The sequence below is a fragment of the Nostoc sp. genome (assembly GCF_036917195.1).
Taxonomy (GTDB): domain Bacteria; phylum Cyanobacteriota; class Cyanobacteriia; order Cyanobacteriales; family Nostocaceae; genus Nostoc.
In genome coordinates this window covers 29,539-50,028 of sequence record NZ_JBALDG010000094.1, presented here as the reverse complement: position 1 = coordinate 50,028, position 20,490 = coordinate 29,539, and the positions used below count along the sequence as shown (strand labels likewise).

The 20,490-nt window shown below is 40.2% G+C and carries 11 protein-coding genes; 5 read left to right on the top strand and 6 right to left on the bottom strand.

The window, feature by feature from the left end; translation table 11 throughout:
• Window positions 1-22: 22 nt before the first annotated feature.
• The 6 genes from V7K40_RS31965 to V7K40_RS31940 all read right to left on the bottom strand — a co-directional run bounded on the left by V7K40_RS31965 (window position 23) and on the right by V7K40_RS31940 (window position 7,037).
• On the bottom strand, window positions 23-1,105 hold the full coding sequence (locus V7K40_RS31965) for an IS701 family transposase (protein ID WP_334966898.1): 1,083 nt from the start codon (window positions 1,103-1,105) through the stop codon (window positions 23-25).
• 209 nt (window positions 1,106-1,314) lie between these two features.
• Window positions 1,315-1,719, bottom strand: a complete 405-nt coding sequence (locus V7K40_RS31960; protein ID WP_334966897.1) for a hypothetical protein — start codon at window positions 1,717-1,719, stop codon at window positions 1,315-1,317.
• Window positions 1,720-1,851: 132 nt separating this feature from the next.
• Window positions 1,852-3,942, bottom strand: a complete 2,091-nt coding sequence (locus tag V7K40_RS31955) for a patatin-like phospholipase family protein (protein WP_334966896.1) — start codon at window positions 3,940-3,942, stop codon at window positions 1,852-1,854.
• Between the two features lie 212 nt (window positions 3,943-4,154).
• Complete coding sequence (locus tag V7K40_RS31950; RefSeq protein ID WP_334966895.1) at window positions 4,155-5,132, bottom strand: MvdD family ATP-grasp ribosomal peptide maturase; 978 nt, start codon at window positions 5,130-5,132, stop codon at window positions 4,155-4,157.
• A gap of 80 nt (window positions 5,133-5,212) precedes the next feature.
• Window positions 5,213-6,214 (bottom strand): MvdC family ATP-grasp ribosomal peptide maturase, encoded by a 1,002-nt coding sequence (locus V7K40_RS31945; protein WP_334966894.1) that lies wholly within the window; start codon window positions 6,212-6,214, stop codon window positions 5,213-5,215.
• A gap of 664 nt (window positions 6,215-6,878) precedes the next feature.
• Complete coding sequence (locus V7K40_RS31940) at window positions 6,879-7,037, bottom strand: microviridin/marinostatin family tricyclic proteinase inhibitor (protein ID WP_334966893.1); 159 nt, start codon at window positions 7,035-7,037, stop codon at window positions 6,879-6,881.
• Between the two features lie 647 nt (window positions 7,038-7,684).
• Between V7K40_RS31940 and V7K40_RS31935 the strand changes: the two genes are divergently transcribed.
• The 5 genes from V7K40_RS31935 to V7K40_RS31915 all read left to right on the top strand — a co-directional run bounded on the left by V7K40_RS31935 (window position 7,685) and on the right by V7K40_RS31915 (window position 20,368).
• Window positions 7,685-13,279: an SDR family NAD(P)-dependent oxidoreductase gene (locus V7K40_RS31935; RefSeq protein ID WP_334966892.1), complete on the top strand. Its 5,595-nt coding sequence runs from the start codon at window positions 7,685-7,687 to the stop codon at window positions 13,277-13,279.
• Complete coding sequence (locus tag V7K40_RS31930) at window positions 13,280-18,130, top strand: amino acid adenylation domain-containing protein (RefSeq protein WP_334966891.1); 4,851 nt, start codon at window positions 13,280-13,282, stop codon at window positions 18,128-18,130.
• A gap of 142 nt (window positions 18,131-18,272) precedes the next feature.
• On the top strand, window positions 18,273-18,881 hold the full coding sequence (locus V7K40_RS31925) for a LysR family transcriptional regulator (RefSeq protein ID WP_334966890.1): 609 nt from the start codon (window positions 18,273-18,275) through the stop codon (window positions 18,879-18,881).
• Window positions 18,874-19,560, top strand: coding sequence for a cupin domain-containing protein (locus V7K40_RS31920; protein WP_334966889.1), 687 nt, complete (start codon window positions 18,874-18,876; stop codon window positions 19,558-19,560). The genes V7K40_RS31925 and V7K40_RS31920 overlap by 8 nt, the downstream gene beginning before the upstream one ends.
• Before the next feature lie 13 nt (window positions 19,561-19,573).
• Window positions 19,574-20,368 carry an SDR family oxidoreductase gene (locus tag V7K40_RS31915; protein ID WP_334966888.1) on the top strand — a complete coding sequence of 265 codons (795 nt, stop codon included), beginning with the start codon at window positions 19,574-19,576 and terminating at the stop codon, window positions 20,366-20,368.
• Window positions 20,369-20,490: the final 122 nt, after the last annotated feature.

Genomic DNA, 20,490 nt, shown 5'->3' with positions numbered 1-20,490 from the left:
ATTAGCGGGACTTAGACAAAAATTAAGCCCAAATAAAGCCTAAACTGGCTTTATAAGCGGTAAACACGTCACGGTTGAGGGTCAACCAATCGAAGAATCGATAAGACATAGCCGTTCTAAATGCTTCCAAAGCTTCAGTAAAGGTGTTCAAAGATTTATTTGCCCACCTGCGTCTCAAGCCTCCTGTCATCTGATGCCAAAGAATAAAATAGTCAATATCAGTAGCTTGTGAGAAAGTCGCAGCGTTCATGACGATAGCAATATTACGCTTTCTACTTAGACCAGATATCTCTACTTCTTTAGTTACCACCCATAATGTTTCGGTTTTATCTAAGTTGAGTTGAATTTCTGTAAAAGCCTCTTTGGGTAAAGCTTCCGTTAATTCATCTAGCCTAATTATTTGTTGACTATTATCTTCTAAATTGAGAATTACTTTGCGATTTTTAGCTAATCCTCCTAAATACTTTAATTGCCGATTTTCTAATTTTAATAAAAAGGACGTGTTGTTGCCGTAGCCAGCATCTACAATTACTATTCCTGGTTGATAACCACGGTTTAAAGTCTGGTCTATTAATTTAATTGCTAATTCCGGTTTCTTCTCAAATTCTGAGTCTTGTTTCCCTTCAGGTAATGAATCAGCGTGCTGATATAGCTCTATATCTAACGGTAAGCTTTTTTTTCCATCATATAAATGTGTTGTTACCACTACTATTCCATTATCCGTTTTGCCAATTTCTCCGATATACTGTCTCCCCACGCCAGCAGTGAAATTACCGCTCTTTCTATGACCAGAATCATCAATTATTAAGTTAAAACCCCTACTAATTCTCGTCTGGCTACACTTGTTCATAATCTTTAACCGACGCTCATTCACCTGATCACTAGACCACGGTGCTTCGGTTAAAAAGTGGTGTAATCGGTGGTAAGTCACGCCTACAGCATTCTCTGAGATTTGAAACAGGTTCTTTCTTTCACTTTCACCTAATAATCCCCCTATATAGTGTCTAAACTCTCTTTTTTGAGCTTTATGAGTAAACACATCATCAAATCGCTGACACCATCTTTCAAAGCATGGAGGCATGGCTGCGGGGGTAGTTTCTTTCATCAGCTTTTTTCAACGTGAAACTTATGTTGAGATAGCATTATACTCTTTTTCACTCTTAACTTTTGTTTAAGTCCTGTTAGACTATTAATTTTGAAATGGCCTTTGAGAATTAAATTAGACTCAGAGACCATTTTTAGCTTTAGAAAGTGATGATTTTTATATCCCTCTAAACCTTAAAAAGGGGGCTATGAGGGATCAAATCAAATGCACTAGATTACTGGTTCATCATCAACAATTTCGACTGTTCTCGGAGTAGGCCCTTGTTCAGGCTCAGTAATGACTACTGGGCTAATATGATGTTTCAGTTTGAGTTTGAGGTCATCTGTAATCGGTAATTCTTGAATTTCTTTGAGAAGAAATCTCACAGATTCGGTTTTGCTACGTTCTGTATAAATGAACTTGAGAATGGTTTCAATCCCAAATGCTCCTATATATTCCCCTAGAATGCCTACCAAACCAAGCAGTCCTAAACCTCCTAACAAGCCTAAAGGCCCGCCCAGCGATGAAAGCATAGCGACAACTGCGGCGACACTGCCCCCTGATGCAGATGTTGCAATCACGAAAAGTATACCAGGAAGGCCCAAACCAGCAATTTTTTTGACGAGTTCATCCATTGTACTTACCTACAATCCTTATAAGGTGAAAACATGACGAATCAAGTGATTACTAATTTCTTCAAAAAAGAAATTAAAAATCTTTCTTATATTTTGCACCAGGGAAACGGTGCAAGATATAAGAAAGTTGATCTAGCCCAATAAAAGACTACACAGTTCATCAATTTGCTGACTTTTTTCAGAAATCAGTCGATGGGCTATAACTTGTAGCTGACGAGTATTTTGTAGTTTGGTATTGTCTATCTCTTCAAGTTCCTCATCTAAAAATGTTTGAAAGCGATAATAAAAACTTTTGCCTTCTTTATCGCTAAGTTCAAACAACTGTTCTAATTGTCCAGATACTACTTCACTACCACCGTCAAACGCAATACTTAAAAGCGGTCTTCCCCATTGTAAGAGTCCCCAATTTTTGACTTCTTTATAAAGGTAGGCACTAGTCAACGAACCTGTACCTAAAGAAACTACTAAAATATCTTCTGTACTGAGGACTTTTTTTTCTTGCCGTTTACTATTAATTTGTGCTTCTAAAATAGCTAAATGGGTTGGATTATTAGCAAATACTCCACCATCGATTAAAGTATAGACGCTGGCACTATTGTAGGGATTTACAATACGATGGGGAGCAAAATAAGTCGGAGTTGCAGTAGTTGCCAATGCTGCATCTAGGAGTGATAAACCTCCAGATAACTTCCGAAATTTTTGAGATTTTATCTCTTCTTTTTCTGATTTGTTTGTAAAAAATATTGGAATTCGCTGCTCGATATCATAACTAGTTACAAAAACTTCTTTGAGATTATTTTCTAGAAGGGTGTGACCAAAATATTGCCTGAAAATTTCTTCTTTGCTTTCGGAGGGATATTTGGGTTGGAGAAATATATCCTCTATTGGCCCAAGTATTCTTTCAAAGAATGGCTCATAAAATATTTCTACTCCATACTCAAGAAATAGTTGTACGAGATCCTCAGCAGTATATTCAGCTAGTGGCAAATCATCAGATGAACTTAATCGGGGTTTAGTTAGTCCCAGTGCCAAAATTCCGCCGCTGGAAGTGCCAGAAATTAAATCAAACAAACTAAATATAGGTTTTTGTGTCCGCTTTTCAATTTCTGCTAGGATAAATGCAGGAATAATACCCCGAATACCGCCTCCATCAATGGAAAGTATTTTATATTTGGGCTGGGCTTTTTTATTCATAGTTTCTGGCGGTTCCTCCTGAGTTAATGTTTGTGCTTGTTGGACATTAACGGAATCTTCAGTTTGGTCTGTTTTAGTTTCTTCGTCATATAACTGGAGAGTTACCAAGGTTGGGATAACCTCGGATTCTTCACTGCTGATTTGTGTTTGTTGAATTTCGTTTGGTTCGTTTTCCTTGTCGCTTACTAACGGTACTGTTGCTGCTAATAGAGTTGTGGTTAGTGTTGAAATATTTTCTTCGGAAATAACTGGTGTCTCAATTTGGATCTCTTCTTGGATATCCTCTTGATTGGATGATGGCTCTGCAAATGGAACTGGATTGGATGATTGTGTTGCAAATGGAATTTTTGCTAACTCCCAAGTAGGATTACCACGGAAATTTCCTTGATAAGACTTTCCAATTTGGTTTTTGACTGTTGTTCCTTGTCCGTCATCTAATTTCCAGTAAGCCACTAATCCTTCTTCATCCCCGGCTATTAGCCCACAACGATGGGTCTGGATTTGTTCCTGAGTACATGGATAATTCCAAACGCTAATATTTGCTAATTGTCCTTTAAAATAAACCTGTTTGTGTAAAGTTGCGCCCAGGGTTACAGAACTTGTTGCTTTATTTAAAGATGAACCTGTAAGAGAATCGTTATATTCATTCTTATCAAGATATGCTTTTATTTGACCGCTATTAAAAATAATCGCAAAAAAGTGCCACTTTCCTATAGTTAATTCTGAATTACCAAAGGTTCTAATAACCCTGCTAACACCTTCATCAATGAAGATATCTAGGTTCCCTGCTTCACTGATCCCGAATTCAAAATTATCGCTGTATCGCTCTGAAGAACGAGCAAAAAATACATTCCGCGTTCCATAGGCAGTGGCTTTATCTGTTAATTGATCAGGATTTACCCATCCTGAAATAGTAAAAGCTGAACTCCCTTGAGCGAAAACGCCGCCAATATCGTTTCTGCCAAAATCTATATAATCATCTACTCCATCAAATGTCAAAACTATTTGTGTATCTGCTATATTTGTCATAACTATTTTATCTCCGAATATAAATGATTCATAATTTAAAAATAAGGTAGTAGATATTAAAGAATTTAATCTGAAAATTCACTATTAAATTTTAAAATTCTTGGAAATGTAAATATGCAGTTACTTGAATCTAGAGAATGCTACTGCAAAAATATCTTTTAAATTAAATACCTTTAAAGTAGAGGATAAAAAAATAAACAATACTCAATACTCTAACTTTTATTAGTTAGTAATACTTCTGCGATCGCTTGTGAAATCGGATAGTGTGGTGAATATATCTCCATCCAAAAAAATTCCCCTACTGGATTAACTTCGAGAAACACGTGCCGACCATCGGGGGTAACAATAATATCAATCGCTCCATACTTCAAACCAAACTCAGCCATTAGTTTGAGTAGCTTTTTCTCAATATCTTCTGGCAAATCATAAGGTTGCCAATTCTTAACCAGAGCTAGTCCCTCTTTGCGCCAGTCGTAAGTAGATCCTGACAAGCTTTGCGAGTCTACTGCGGCAGTAAATACGCGGTGTCCGACGATAGTTGTCCGCAACTCCAGGGCTTTGGGCACGTTTTCTTGAAATGTCATCGGGCAAAAACGCAGTCCTTCCATATTCTCCAGATCATCAGCTGTAACTGGAGTGGTAAACACAACGTTTTCTCGTCCTTGATCGTCATAGATAGCAAAGGAAGAAAGCATCTTGGTTATTATACCTTGTTGACATTCTTGAGCAAATTGCTTGACTGCTTCGGGATTGTTTGAAGTCAGGGTACGTGGAGTTAGAAGTTCAAGTTTTCGTGCGACTTGTAACTGTAGTTGTTTATTATTAGCCCGCTCCACATTGGATATTTTATCAAAGTGGAATCCTTGGAGGCTGGCAATCATCCCTCTGGCAGTAGCGCGACATTCGTTAATTGACGCATCTCTATATTGCTTGTCCATTGAGTCAGGAATTTTCTGCCCGTAGCGCATCCGCCGATACCAAACTGAAGAAACTTCGCTCAAATCGAGCTTTTGTTCGCCATCAGTAATAATTACCCGTTCTGTATCACTAGAGTAAATATCTAGCTTGACTTCGGTGGGATATCTATCCGTATCAAACCGAAATGCTTTTTCTCCTCTAGCCTCAATTTCTTTGATTACTAGCGGAATGCTTTCGTTGTCTTGGCTAAACGTAACTATTAATACAGTCATAAAGAATTGTTAACTAAAGCACTTCTTTTTATAATTTGTAGTCAAGACTTTACTGTTTAAGCTTGGAGCTAAAGTCCTGACTAAAAGCTATATCCGGTTTTCTCAGAAATAAGAGCATCTGCGATCACACTTGCAATAGGCAAGTCTAAATCTTTCTCTAGCATTCCCCATTCCCCCACAGGGTTGATTTCCAAAAAGACGTATTCGCCTGATGGTGTAAGGATGAAATCTAAGGCTCCAAATAACAAACCAAATCTCCCCATAAAGGCTTTGAGACGACGAACTATTGCATCAGGAAGCTGGTGGTGTTGCCATGCGCCAACCTCAACACCTGGTTTACGCCAATCAACTTTGGCTGCTGCATAAACATCAGCACTTAGCGCCCCCACAAATACATTACCATCCACATACACCACTCGTAATTCCTGTTGCTTAGGAATTTGTTCTTGAAAAACCATTGGGCAATAGCGCAGTGACTCGGCATCTTCTAAGTCTTCTTCTTTGACGATGCTGGTGTAAAGAAAGAATGAGGAGTTAGCTTCCATACTGTGGGAAAGAGGAGTTAGTAATTTGCTCACCATTTTTCCCTTGACTTCTTGGAAAAACTCTCGTGCTGACTCAGCTTTGTTGGTTACAAGAGTTTGGGGAATGACAAAACCTATTTCAGATGCAATCCGTAGTTGCCGCAGCTTATTATTTGCATAATTTATCGGCTCTAGATCGTCTACCCAATGAGCCTCTTTAAGACTGTCCCAAAAACTATCTAAGGTGGCTTTTGATTCTCTAACACAAGCTTCTCGGAATTTTGAAGCTAATTGTGCACTTAGTTCTGGTTCCCAAATGCGCCGCATCCATACAGCTTGAACCTGCTCTGTGCTGATAGAGTAATTGCCATATTCTATAGTATGATAGTTTTTTGATTCGTTAAAGTGTGCTATGAATTGCACTTGTTGGGGAAACTTATCGGTGTCAAGGCGAATCGGTTTTACCCCTTTTTTTGACAAGGCTTGTGCCACTCTATCTATTGTGAAGAAATCACCACTGTGAGTGATTAATAAAACAACGTCACGCGACAGGTGCATAAATAGTTTTCTGCCTTCGTTTTTAGCAGGTAGATATTAAGGAATAAGCTAATCGGCGTTTAACTGGCATCATCAGGGCGCTGATGTTGCCCATCCCACAAGATATTGATAAAATTTTAATCTGCAAATTAAATGTGTTTTAACTTACCTAAAGAAGTTTTTGTCTTGATATTTAAGTTCTTAAAAAGGTAGGTAATCTAAAAACTAAAGGCGATAGCTTATATATTATCAATACTATAATATGTAAGCAATGTGGAAGCGATCGCACTCCCAGAAGTAATTTTCAGTTACTTGATAACTGCAACTTGCGCTATCCGTAGACACCAAGAGGATAGCTTGCCGTAAGCATCTGAACTTAAAAGAAGCCAGTCGTGTGGTAAGGCAGTTCGGTATTGGGTGTTTTCCCCAGAAGGAACTGCCGAAAGGGTTTCCGACGCCAGTTAGCACAACGAGGGGATCCGGGTCTTCGTTTGGGGACTAGGCGTAAAAAGCAAGTCGGAGAAGCTTTGAAAGCGGCTCGCTCTTCAAGTCGAGCGAGCCGCTTGGAAGGGTTTCCCGTGAGCATTAGCACAGCACGATGCAGGAGCCTCACTGGCAGAGGAGTTGCGACTGCACTGTGTACCCTGCTTACATCTATGTAAAATATTTTTTAGTTGTCAACCCCTTAACGGTCTTCCAAATCAGAAGGAAACTTGAAAGTGAAAGGAGGAGGAGGAGGAGGGGTAGTAGTATCTGGCTTTTCAGTTACAGATTGCTCTTGCAAGAAGCGCGCGAAGAATGGCAATACTTGGATATCTGAGCCTTTGAGTGTATTTGTATACATTGTTATTTTTCCTTTGGGAAAATTTGTCAGGACTAAAGCTACGTTTAGTAAATTTCTAGTTGAGTTGAGGTTGTCAATGGTCAATAGTCAATTCTGAACCGTCAAGAAATCTGTATTCTGGACTTTTGACAACTTTTACCTTGAGTTAATCTACTAGTTGGGTAAGTCCTATTATTTTAACCATTAAATATATACCATTAATTAAGTGTGTGTGCAAGGAAATTTAAGATATTTAAGAAATTAATCAGAAGATAGTTAAAACCCACATTCCGCAAGTTAATTTGAAGCCCTTAGTATTTCCTATAAAACAATTGTGGCAAGCTTTTGAGGAATTGAGTTTATATTATGCGACGCCCGCCAGTAATTATTATTCATTAAATTTTAAACATTTTTAACTTTCCGCTTAAGTGTCTTAACTGTCTTAAATTTTCGTTTAAGTTTCTTAACTGTCTTAACTGTCCACTGAAAATGTTTTAACTGTCCACTGAAAATGTTTTAACTGCTATTCATTTTCTGTATAAAGCTGATATTATCTATGCTATATTTGAACAATTGCAGAAAAATAGTAAATTAAATATAGATTTTAGTTTTAATTAACACTAATTTCCATTCCTAAATAGCGGAATTTAAGAAGGATATAGAAACTAATGCAGTTAAATAATAGCCAATTTTTAGCAAATTCAAGTAATAATAATTTTATATATAAGGAAATAGAAGTTGCTATCCGATCAAGCTTAACTGTAGATGATTGTGTAGTCATAGAGAGACAAACTCAAAAGCGAAAGCACGAGCTAGTAGCCTATGTAGTTCCATCCGGTTTATTTGCACCAGAACAATTGTTGTTTCACCTGCAAACAATTCTGCCTAGCGAATTGATGCCTACAGCACTTGTACCAGTTTCCACTATCCCTCTAACAGGTACAGGACAGTTAGACAAAGCTGCTCTAGCTAATTTAGAAGTTATTGAGTTTAACTTAATGCGTCGAATAGAGGAGCAATTAGAGTCATTGTCAGAAATTGAGCGCGTTAAAGTGGTTGTTGAACCGTTTGTTAGAAGTGTTCCTCCTGTGCATTTGGAGGATTTGCTAGACGAGACTCAAGCCATGCCTCCGGTAACATCTTTGAAGATTGCTCCTGAACATAGTCAGCAAAATATACAAGCGAACACATTTAGCCAAAAAATAGAAAACAAGAACCCATCTTTGTCAAAAAAGCTAGCCATTAGTCACGGCGAACCTCTGCAATACTCCAAAGAGGCTTCTAAAACTTTACAAGAAGTGCTGCAACGAACTGCTCAAAATTCAACTAAAGGTATCATCTACATTCAGTCTGATGGTAGTAAGAAAGTTCAGTCTTATAGGGAATTATGGCAGGATGCTCAAAGAATTTTAGCGGGGTTGAGAAAGCTGGGACTCAAGCCCCAAGATAAAGTAATTTTTCAACTAGAAGATAATCAAGATTTCATCTGTGCTTTTTGGGGTTGTGTGCTAGGGGGCTTTGTGCCAGTGCCAGTGTCTATCGCACCTAGCTACGAACCAGTCAACAGTACCGCAAGCAAACTCCAAAATGCTTGGCAAATGCTGGTAAAACCGATTGTACTGACGAGTGCTTCTTTAGCTCCCAACATTGATGGTTTTTTCCGGCTTTTAAATTTAGAAAACTTTCAAATTGCAACTATCGATCACTTGCGTGAGTGTGAACCGGATTTCAAATTGCATCAAAGTCAGCCAGAGGATTTAGCAATTTTGTTGTTAACTTGTGGAAGCACTGGTATACCCAAGTGTGTGATGCTAAATCATCACAATATATTGAGTATGACGGTTCGCTTAGTTTCAATGGCCTATTTCTCCAGCCAGGAAAGCGTTTTAAACTGGATGCCTCTGGATCGCGTCGATGCATTGGTATCTCTCAGTATCATGGCTGTTAGTCTGGGTTGCCAACAAATCCATGTAACCACTGACTTAATTGTGCAAAATCCGCTCAAGTGGCTGGATTTGATTGATAAACATCAAGCTACGATTAGTTGCGCCCCTAACTTTGCTTTTTCCCTGATATGCGATGCCCTTGGCGATGTTTTCTACGGAACGCTGCGCGAACGGTATCAGGCTTTTGATATCGAGCGCCAGAAATGGGATTTCTCCTCAATGAAGTTTATAATCAACGCTGGAGAGCCGATTGTCACTAAAACAGCCGGTGAAGCATTATTACCAAAAGCTTTAGTACCAGTGTCAGGGATACCTTTAACTGCTACAGGAGAGGTAGACGAATTGGCTCTGATGAACATTCCTGTTATTGATGAAAGTTTAATTGGGCGAGTAGAAAAGCAACTTAATTATCATCACGAAATTGAACAGGCAGTGGTAGTGGTACAGGAGTTGAGAAAGAAGATTCTCCCACTTCATTTGTCAGATTTGATCCCAGGTTGGCAACACCAGAACGCGAGCGCTAACCTTACCCCACTTCCCAAAGACTCCCAATCAAATACACAACAACATTTCTCAGAATCGAAGCCACTGGCCATCAGCCACGGCGATATTCTCCGTAGCGATCGCAATGCACCTATTACCTTGCCCGAAGTTTTACAAAAAGCTGCGCAACAAGTTGCAAGTGGAGAAATTATTTACCTGTTGCCTGATGGAACAGAACTACGCCAATCTTATGCTAAGTTACTTGAAATTGCAGAGCGAATTCTTACTGGTTTGAGAAAGTTGGGACTCAAGCCAAAAAACAAAGTTATATTGCAGATAGAACTTAGCTGTGACATTATTCCAGCTTTTTGGGGCTGCCTATTGGGAGGCTTTGTACCCGTTATTATGGAAGTACCACCGACTTATAGAGAATTAAACAATGTGGTGGATAAGCTTTGTCATATTTGGCAGTTCTTAGATAGTCCAGTCATCTTAACTACGGAAGCTCTCAAACAAGAAGTAGAATTACTATCGCAATGGCTACCAACAGAACGCCTAAATATAGGCACAATTGAAGTATTAAAATGCAATCCTGTCAGCAAACAATATCACCATAGTCAACCAGATGAGGTAGCTCTTTTCAACCTCACTTCTGGCAGTACAGGAATCCCAAAATGTGTTCAATTGACTCATAAAAATCTCATTGTTCGCACCAGAGGAGCTAACCAACTCAATCAACACGAGCGAGAAGATGTAATTTTGAATTGGCTGCCGTTCGATCACATTGGTAGCATTTCCGACTGGCATATCCGTGGTGTTGTATTGGGTTGCACCCTGGTTTATGCACAAAAAGAATATATCTTGGGTCGCATCTTCAACTGGTTGGATTTGATTCATAAATACCGCATTACTCATAGTTGGGCCCCTAACTTTGCCTATGCAATAGTTAATGACTCCCTCAAACAAGAACCAGAACAGACTTGGAACTTATCGTGCGTGAAATTCCTACTTACAGCTGGCGAAGCAGTATCTAGTAAAGCTGTGGAGGATTTTCGAGAAAATTTAGTTGTTTATGGACTCAAAGCAACGGCAATTAGACCAGCTTTTGGGATGGCAGAGATGGGTTCGGGGATTACATATTATCAGCCGATTAAGGAAGCACCTTTGTTGTTTCACAAAGTAGAAAAATCTATATTTCAAGGTACTATTAAGCGAGTAGAAATAGACTATCCAAATCATCATGTTTTTACCGATTTAGGCTCAGTCATTCCAGGAATTATCATTCGCATAGTAGACGAGCAAAACTCTATATTAAGAGAAGACACCATAGGGCATTTGCAAGTCAAAGGTGATGCAGTTTCTCCCGGATATTACAACAACCACGATGCCAATAGTCAATCCTTTTTAAAATATGGCTGGTTTGATACTGGAGATTTAGGATTTATTGCTAACAGACAATTGGTGGTTACTGGTCGCGCAAAAGAAACTATCATCATCAATGGAGCTAACTACTATAGTCATGAAATTGAAGCAATAGTTGAAGAAATTACAGAAATTGAAGTTTCCTACACCGCCGCTTGTGCAGTCTGTAATGCTGATGGTGCAACAGAGAAACTAGCCATCTTCTTTAGTTCGCCGATTACAGAAGAACCAAAACTGTTAGAGCTACTGAAGAAAATTCGGCAGACAGTGGTGAATAAAATCGGCTTAAATCCTGATTATTTAATTTTATTAGCTAAAGAAGATATTCCCAAAACCGTGATTGGTAAAATCCAGCGATCGCAACTTCGCGATCGCTTTCATGCAGGTGAGTTTAACTTAATTCTCAAGCAATTCGACATCTTACTAGGCAATACCAACACTATTCCTGATTGGTTCTACCAAAAAGTCTGGCGAGGTAAGCAAGCCAAGGTTTTGAAGACTTTATCCCCAAGTGGTCTGACTATAGTATTCCTTGACGAGTTAGGATTAGGGACATTTATTTGTCAGCAACTGGAACAGCAAAACCTACTTTATGTGTGTGTCTCACCCGGTTATAGTTTTGCTAAAAAAAGTCTCAGTCACTTCTGTTTAACTCCTGGCAACGCAGACCATTATCAGCTATTACTTGAGACCATAAAGGCAGATAACCTGACTATCGGTCAGATTATCCATCTGTGGAATTATCAGGAGTATAGCGGGGAAATCAAAAGCATAGAAGCTCTTGAAAAAGCCCAAGAGCAGGGAATTTATAGTTTATTGTTTCTTGTCCAATGCCTAGCAAAAACTCAGATTCAAGATATACAGTTATTGTTTGTTTCTAGCTACACCCAGTCTACACAAACAACAGACAAGATAGCTTATGAAAAATCTCCAGTTCTCGGTGTAATTAAAAGTATTCCCCAGGAAATACCTTGGTTAAATTGTCGTCACATCGATTTGACACCAAATTCGATACAGGTGGATGGAAACTATCTTTTACAAGAACTCCAGGTTTTATCAAAAGATCAAGAGGTAGCTTACCGCAACGGACAGCGTTTTGTTGCAGGTTTAGAAAAAGTTAATCTGCAAGGCAAACCAAAGCAAGAACTTCCCTTGAAATCAGGGGGAATGTATCTGATAAGTGGCGGCCTTGGGGGTGTTGCAGTTGAAATTGCTAAATATCTGATTAAGTTTTTTAATACCAAATTATTATTAGTAGGTCGTACTCCTCTATCAACCACAGATGTTGCATCCAATAACTCTGCAACAATGTCAGACATGATTAAAGCTTATCAAGAATTAAAGCAGCTTGGAGCGGTGGTTTATCAGACAGTAGATATCTGCGAGTTTCAAGCTGTTCAACAAGTAGTGGAAAAAGCAAAGGCTAACTGGGGAAGTCAGCTGGATGGGGTGATTCATCTAGCGGGAACTTATCACGAACAAATGTTAGTGGATGAAACATCACAGAGTTTAGCTGCAATTTTACGTCCTAAAGTGTTAGGTGCTTGGGTACTGCATCAGGTGTTGAACAAGCAAGGGCAGGGGGTTTTCATTAGCTTTTCGTCTTTAGCGAGTTTCTTTGGTGGAGCCACCATTTCTGCTTATGCTGCTGCTAACAACTTTTTGGAAAGTTTTAATCAATACCAGCGCTCTGCTGGTGGGTTGCAGAGCTATTGCTTTGCTTGGACAATTTGGCGTGACACAGGGATCAACAAAGGTTATCAGAGGCAAGAAATCACCCATGCTCAAGGCTATTATGAAATGAGCCTGCAACAAGGGTTATATTCCTTTTTGACTGGTTTATATTATGACCAAGCACAGCTGATAGTCGGTTTAGATGGCAGCAATCCCAAAATTCGGCGTTTTACCTCTGAGTTTCCAGGGTTACAGAAATTAACTGCCTATTTCACTACAAATAACGGTTCTACTGTCCCGGAGTTATCAGATTTTACAGTGTGCGATCGCTTCACAACAACCGTTAACTGTGACTTCGTGCAACTATCACAAATGCCTCTCACCGCTAGTGGTGAAATCAATCGAGATTTACTGGCTAGAGGGATGACTAGTAGAGCGATCGCTCCCCGAAACGAAATGGAACGACAAATAGCTCAAACCTGGCAAGAAGTTTTAAAAATACCCCAAATCGGTATTCACGACAACTTCTTTCAACTAGGAGGAAATTCTTTGCTAGCCTTCCAAGTCATTTCTCGGTTGCGCGAGGCTTTTTCTGTTGAATTGTCGCCCAATCGTTTTTTTGCATCCCCGACTGTAGCTGGTTTGGGAGAAAGCTTTGAGGCGCTACAAACTGTTGTCACTAAGTGGAATGTAGCTATGGATGACGCAGAAAAAGAATATGAGGGAGGGGTATTATAAATGACAATAATAGAATTTGTATCTTATTTAAATAGTTTAGGCATAAAAATTTGGCTGGAAGGCGATCAGTTAAACTATCGCGCTCCCAAGGGAGTAATGAACTCAGACCTCAAAAACAAACTGCTAGGGCGCAAATCAGAAATCCTGGCTTTTCTAGAAGAAGCTAAGAGTGCAACAGATTCCTCCTTTGAGCCAATACCATTTATAGAGCGTTCTGGAGAGTTGCCTTTATCCTTTGCCCAACAGAGGATGTGGTTTCTCTATCAATTAGAGAGCCAAAGCCCATTTTATAACGAGGGTTTCCAGCTGCGCGTTCAAGGCGTACTCAACGTTGCAGTTCTTGGGCAAAGTATCAACGAAATCATTCAACGCCACGAGATTTTACGGACAACATTTCCAGCAGTAGATGGAAAACCCTTGCAGGTAATTTCTCCTAGCTTGGCGTTGGCAATACCAGTTCTGGATTTGCAAGGTTTAAAAGAATCAGAAGTACAACAGATTGTCACAAAGGAAGCTCGCCAACCTTTTGATTTGAATAATGGCCCTTTGTTGCGGGTCACTTTACTGCGGCTGGGGTCAGAATCCCATCTGCTGGTGTTGATTATGCACCATATCATCACGGATGGCTGGTCAATGGGGATATTTATCCAAGAGTTGTCTCTTCTCTACCGAGCTTTTACTCTTAATTCCCCTTTGCTCCTCCCTGAGTTGCCTATCCAGTATGCTAATTTTGCAGTTTGGCAGCGACAATGGTTAACCGAAGAAATTCAAAAACACCAACTCAATTACTGGAAGCAACAGTTAGCTGGTGCTACACCCTTATTAGAACTACCCACAGACAAACCACGTCCCGCCGTTCAGACTTTCTGTGGTGCTACCCAGGAATTTCAAATTGACCGGAATTTGAGCGAGCAAATCAAAATCTTCAGCCAACAGTCAGGAGCTACCTTATTCCATACACTACTGGCAGCTTTCGTCGTTTTAATGTTTCGCTACAGTGGTCAAGATGATATCTGCATTGGTAGCCCCATTGCCAATCGCAACCGCAAAGAAATAGAATCATTGATTGGCTTTTTCGTCAATACATTGGTACTGCGTCACCAAATCGAGGGAAATCCGAGTTTTAGTGAGTTTCTCTCTCAAGTGCGACAAGTTGCAACATCCGCTTACACTCACCAAGATGTCCCCTTTGAACAAGTGGTAGAAGCGTTGCAACCAGAACGTTCTCTCAGCTACAATCCCCTATTCCAAGTGGTGTTTGTCTTAGAGAATTTCTTGTTGGATACATTAGAATTACCTGATGTGACCATGACTCCTCAATTTATAGAACGTGGAACATCTCAATTTGATTTGACCTTAGCAGTTTGGGACACAAAAGAGGGGCTGATGGGTTCGTGGGAATATAACAACGACCTATTTGAGCCAGATACGATTGCGAGGATGACAAGTCATTTCCAGACTTTGTTAGCAGCGATTATTGTTAATCCGAATCAACCCATTGGTGAATTACCACTGTTGAATCAGCAAGAGCGGCATCAGTTGCTAGTGGAATGGAATGATACTTATACGCCTTATCCTAAGAGCAAATGCATCCATGAGTTGTTTGAAGAGCAAGTAGAAAAAACACCAAATGCAGTGGCTGTGATCTATGAGGATAAGTCCCTTACATACCAACAGTTGAACGATCGCGCAAATCAGTTGGCGCATTATCTGCAAACTTTAGGTGTAGGTGCAGAGGTATTAGTGGGAATTTGCGTCGAGCGTTCTCCTCTAATGCTAGTAGGATTGCTGGGCATTCTCAAGGCTGGTGGGGCTTATGTACCCCTTGACCCCGCATATCCCCAAGAGCGTTTGGCCTTCATGCTAGAAGATGCTCAGGTATCGGTGCTGTTGACCCAGGAAAATTTGGTTCCAAGGCTACCGCCACATCAAGCGCAGGTGGTTTGTCTGGATAGCAACAGAGCAAACTTCAGCACCAGCAAAGAGAATTTACCTCACACAGCGACAACTGGCAATCTAGCTTATGTGATTTACACCTCTGGCTCCACCGGCAGACCGAAAGGAGTTCAAATTGAACATCAAGGATTGTTAAATCTCGTCTTTTGGCATCAACAAGCTTTTGCAGTGTCGTCCCTTGACCGAGTAACACAAGTTGCTGGAGTAGCGTTTGACGCTTGTGGTTGGGAAATCTGGCCTTATCTGACAACGGGAGCTAGCATTCACTTTCCCGATGATGAAACCCGGCTTTACCCTGAGCAATTGCGAGACTGGATGTTATCAAAGGCAATCACCATTAGCTTCTTACCAACGCCAATAGCCGAGAAAATGCTGTCATTAAATTGGCCACCGAATGCTGCTTTGCGAACTTTGCTCACAGGCGGAGATCAACTTCATCAATATCCTTCGACTTCCCATCCCTTTGAGGTGGTGAATAATTACGGGCCAACAGAAAATACTGTAGTTACAACCTCTGGGACTGTTCCGAAAAGACAACAAGCCTGTTTATCACCTGCGATCGGGCGGGCGATCGCAAATACCCAAGTTTATGTACTGGATTCCCGATTACAGCCTGTACCCATTGGTGTAACTGGAGAATTGTACATCAGTGGTGAAAGCTTGGCACGGGGCTATCTCCATCGTCCCGACCTGACAGTAGAACGCTTCATTCGTAATCCTTTTAAAAGAAGCAGGGGGCAGGGAGCAGCTTTCAAAGGGGAAACAGAAGACCAATCCACTAATTGCGATCGCTTGTATAAGACAGGCGATTTGGTTCGCTACCAAGCCGATGGCAATATAGAATTCTTGGGCCGGATTGATAACCAAGTTAAGATTCGCGGCTTCCGCATTGAACTTTCCGAAATTGAGGCTATTTTGACTCAACACCCCCAGGTACGCGATGCTGTGGCGATCGCCAGAGAAGATATACGCGGTGTAAAGAGTTTGGCAGCATATATCATCCCAGAATTGACACAGCCTACCAGTAATGAGCTACGCCAGTTTCTCAAGTCAAAGCTCCCCAGTTACATGGTTCCCGCATCCTTCACAATTCTAGAAGTTTTGCCGATTACTCCCAACGGCAAGGTAGACCGTCGGGCATTACCAGTACCGGAGTTCGAGTTTGATGAATCTACTGGCTTTGTCTCCCCGCACACCCACACTCAAGAAGTCTTAGCAAAAATTTGGCAGGATGTTTTAGTCCTAAAAAAAGTTGGTATCCACGACAATTTCTTTGAATTGGGCGGAGATTCTATTATTAGTATGCAAATTATCGCTAAAGCTAATCAATCTGGACTAAAGCTTACTCCCAAACAATTATTTCAACACCAAACAATTGCTGAATTAGCTGCTGTTGCTGGTATAATTAATTCGGTTAAATCAGAACAAGGTTTAGTTACAGGGCTTGTCCCTTTAACACCAATTTCGCACTGGCTCTTTGAGCAAAATCTGCCGGAACCCGATCACTTTAACCAATCCTTCCTGCTAGAAGTTCCTGCAAATTTGCAACCGGAATTATTAGAGCAGGCACTACAAAAGTTACTACGCCATCACGATGCTTTACGCCTGCGGTTTGTGCAGCAGGAGGGGCAATGGCAGCAGTACAACAGCGATGCCAGCGATGAAGTATTGTTGGGTATTGCAGATTTATCATATTTGCCCCCAGCAGAACAGTTAAAGGCGATTGCACAGAGGGCAGAGGAAGCACAAAGAACGCTGAACTTAGCAGATGGGCCGCTGATGCGGGTTGTTCTGTTTAACTTAGGCAATTCTCCCGGACGTTTACTCATTATCATCCATCACTTGGCTGTCGATGGGATTTCGTGGCGGATTTTGCTAGAAGACTTATCTAAAGCATACAAACAATTAGAAGTTGGCAAAAGTATCCAACTACCTGCAAAAACAACTTCCTTTAAAGATTGGGCAATGCGATTGCAGAATTATGCCCGCAGTCAAGAACTCCACTCACAGCTAAATTATTGGCTGGACTCAATGCGGTTCCCAATTGCTCCTTTACCGTTAAATTATGGTGCTGTTGCCCAAGATAACACTGTCGCTTCTAGTCGGATTGTATCTGTATACCTGAGTGTAGAACAGACTCGCGCTTTGTTACAGGATGTCCCTGGAGCCTACAACACCCAAATTAACGACGTGCTGTTGACAGCGTTGGTGCAGACATTCACTCATTGGACGGGTTCTCACTCCCTACTGATTGACTTAGAAGGTCATGGACGAGAGGACTTGTTTGAGGATGTGGATTTGTCCCGCACGGTAGGCTGGTTTACTAGTATATTCCCCGTTCTGTTAAAACTTGAGGATCGCAACGATCCCGGAGAGGTTCTCAAGTCGGTAAAAGAGCAACTGCGACGGATTCCCAACCGGGGTATTGATTATGGCATCTTGCGCTATCTTAGCCCGGATGAGAGCGATCGCGGAGTGTCTCGTAGAGAAGCGCTGCTGCCAAGCGCAGAACGCCATCAATTAGAAGCCCTCCCCCAAGCTGAGGTAAGCTTTAACTACTTTGGTCAATTCGATCAAACACAATTAGCAACCCTGGGATGGAAATATGCCCAAGAGTCTAGCGGTTCCATTCACAGCCCCAAAGGACAGCGCCGCCATTTGTTAACTGTAAATGGATTAGTTGTTGAAGGGAGGCTGAAATTAGAGTGGCAATATAGCGAGCATTTCCATAGCTGGGCCACTGTAGAAAATCTGGCTAATGAATATATAGAAGCTTTAGAAACTATTATTACCCACTGCTTATCCCCTGAAGCAGGTGGCTATACTCCCTCTGATTTCCCGGAAGTTAAATTTAGCCAAGAAGCTTTGGACGAACTACTAGCAGAAATTAATTAAATAAAGTCGTCCACATCTAGAAACACAGTTTCTCTTTTAACAAAGTTTTCTGCAAACAAACTAAATTTTAGGAGGCTATCTATAACCAAGCTATCAATGACTTGCCAGAAAAAAATATCATGATGATTACTTAGAAAAAACTATGCTGGAATTTCAGATTGAATTTCAACCCCGTATCCCTCCTTCAAAAAATTTAGTTATAGGTACTTTGGGGCCTACGGCTACTAGTAGTGACTACGCTGCCAAGCATATAACCAATCATCTGCTCTCCGAAGAATTTAGTGTATCAACTCAGTTGTTTGATAGTTTTATAGATGTTAAAGAAGCTTTGCTGCAAGACAAGGTAGATTTGGCTTTAGTTCCTCATGCTTACGATAGAATTAATGAGTTTTACATGGAGCCAAGTATCGATCTAGGCTTTATTTTTATATATCCTACTCCAGTTTATGGATTGGCTAAGAAAAAAAATACAGAGGTAGTTTTCAATGGCTCTAGAATTGTTACCCATCCTGCTCCTCTACCTCTGTTAACACAACTATTGCCAGATTATCAAGATCAAACACAAATACAAGTAGATTTGTCTCCTTCTACCAGCGATTCAGCAATTCAGGTAATGGAGGGTTTAGCCGACTTCGCTATTACTAATGAGAATGCTGTTAAAGCCTACGATTTAGAATTTATTTCCATCTATGGAAACATCGAGATGAGTTGGTCAATTTTTCACAAAAAAAAAGCAGAGAACCATGTCTAAATATTTTCCTCAGCCAAAAACCATAAAAATTAATTCTGATGTAGAGTTAATAGCATTTCAATGTCAAGACACAGTTGTTCAATTAGCTTCTATTCCACCAGGGGCTACTTTTGAATTGCATCGACATCCTGAAAGTCAAATTGGAATGCAAATTGCCGGACGTTTGGAAATAAACATTAATGGTACTAAAGAAATTCTCGAACCCCTGAAGCAAGTTTATGTGGCTGGCTCCAATGTTCTTCATGGTTCCATAAACCCTTTTCAGGAAACAGCACTAGCATTTGATGTGAAACGCATCACTAATTCTAAAGAAGCTGAGGAAGCTATTTTAGAAGTCTTACCCACTCAATATAAATTTACAGGTTTCGATTGTCAATCTGTAGTTGGTCCATGGTTTGATATTTTCATTACCAAAATTCCTCCAAAAGGGATAATACCAATTCGCCAATCTGCTAGTGAAACAATGGGAATAGTCCTGAATGGTAAATTGGCGATCGCAGTAGCAGAGCAACAGCAAAAGTTAGAATATGGTAGTGTTTATTATGCTCCTACTGATGTTTTTTATGGAGGATATAATTTTTCTGACGAAATAGTATCTTTAATTGAAATTTTGATTAAAAATCGCTCTGTTTTATCTGCCAAAGATACTTTGTATAATACAGCATTCACTGCTTCCTAAAGGAATATTCATCATGGATTTAGGATTAACGAAAAAAGTAGCTTTAGTGACAGGAGCAAGTGCTGGCATAGGTTATAGCGTTGTCCAAAAGCTAGCATCAGAAGGTTGTCAGTTAATAATTTGTGGAAGAAATTCCGAACGATTAGAACAAGCTTATCAAAGTTTGGTTGATTCACAATTAAAACTTATTCCTATTTGTGCTGATGTTCAAAATTCAAGTGATTCTCAAAAATTAGTTGAAGAAGCTCTCACTCAATTTGGCAAAATTGATATCTTGGTCAATAATTCAGAAGGGGCTACATTTTCTAATGAACCAGTAGAAAATCTATCTGATGAAGATTGGTCAACTGTCTTTGAAGGCAAGTTAATGGGTTATATTCGCATGACTAATTTAGTGCTACCGACGATGAAAAATCAGCAATGGGGGCGCGTTATAAATATTGTTGGAACATCAGGAAAAGAACCTTCTAGTCGTCTGGTTAAATCGGGTGTGGCAAATGCTGCATTAATTAACTTTACTAAAACTGTTGCGACGCAAGTTGCTAAGTGGAATGTTTTAGTTACCTGTGTCAATCCTGGCTTGATCGATACTCCAAGGCATAGAGAATACTTAGAAATATTCGCACAACAGGAAGACCGGACAGTTGATTCAATCATCGAAGGAACGAATAAGATGATTCCTCTTGGTCGTCGTGGTTTATCTAGTGAAGTTGCTAATTTGGTTGCTTTTTTAGCCTCAGAATGTGCTAGCTATATTACGGGTGTTAGTATTCCAGTAGATGGCGGATTGTCAACATCTGCTTTTTAAGGGATTTGGTAAGTTTTAAATTTATAGGTTTTATTTGATTTGTGATAATTACTTTTTTTAAGGAACCGCCAAGTACGCAAAGTACACAAAGCAAAGAAAGAGAATATTTTATAAGTTATTGG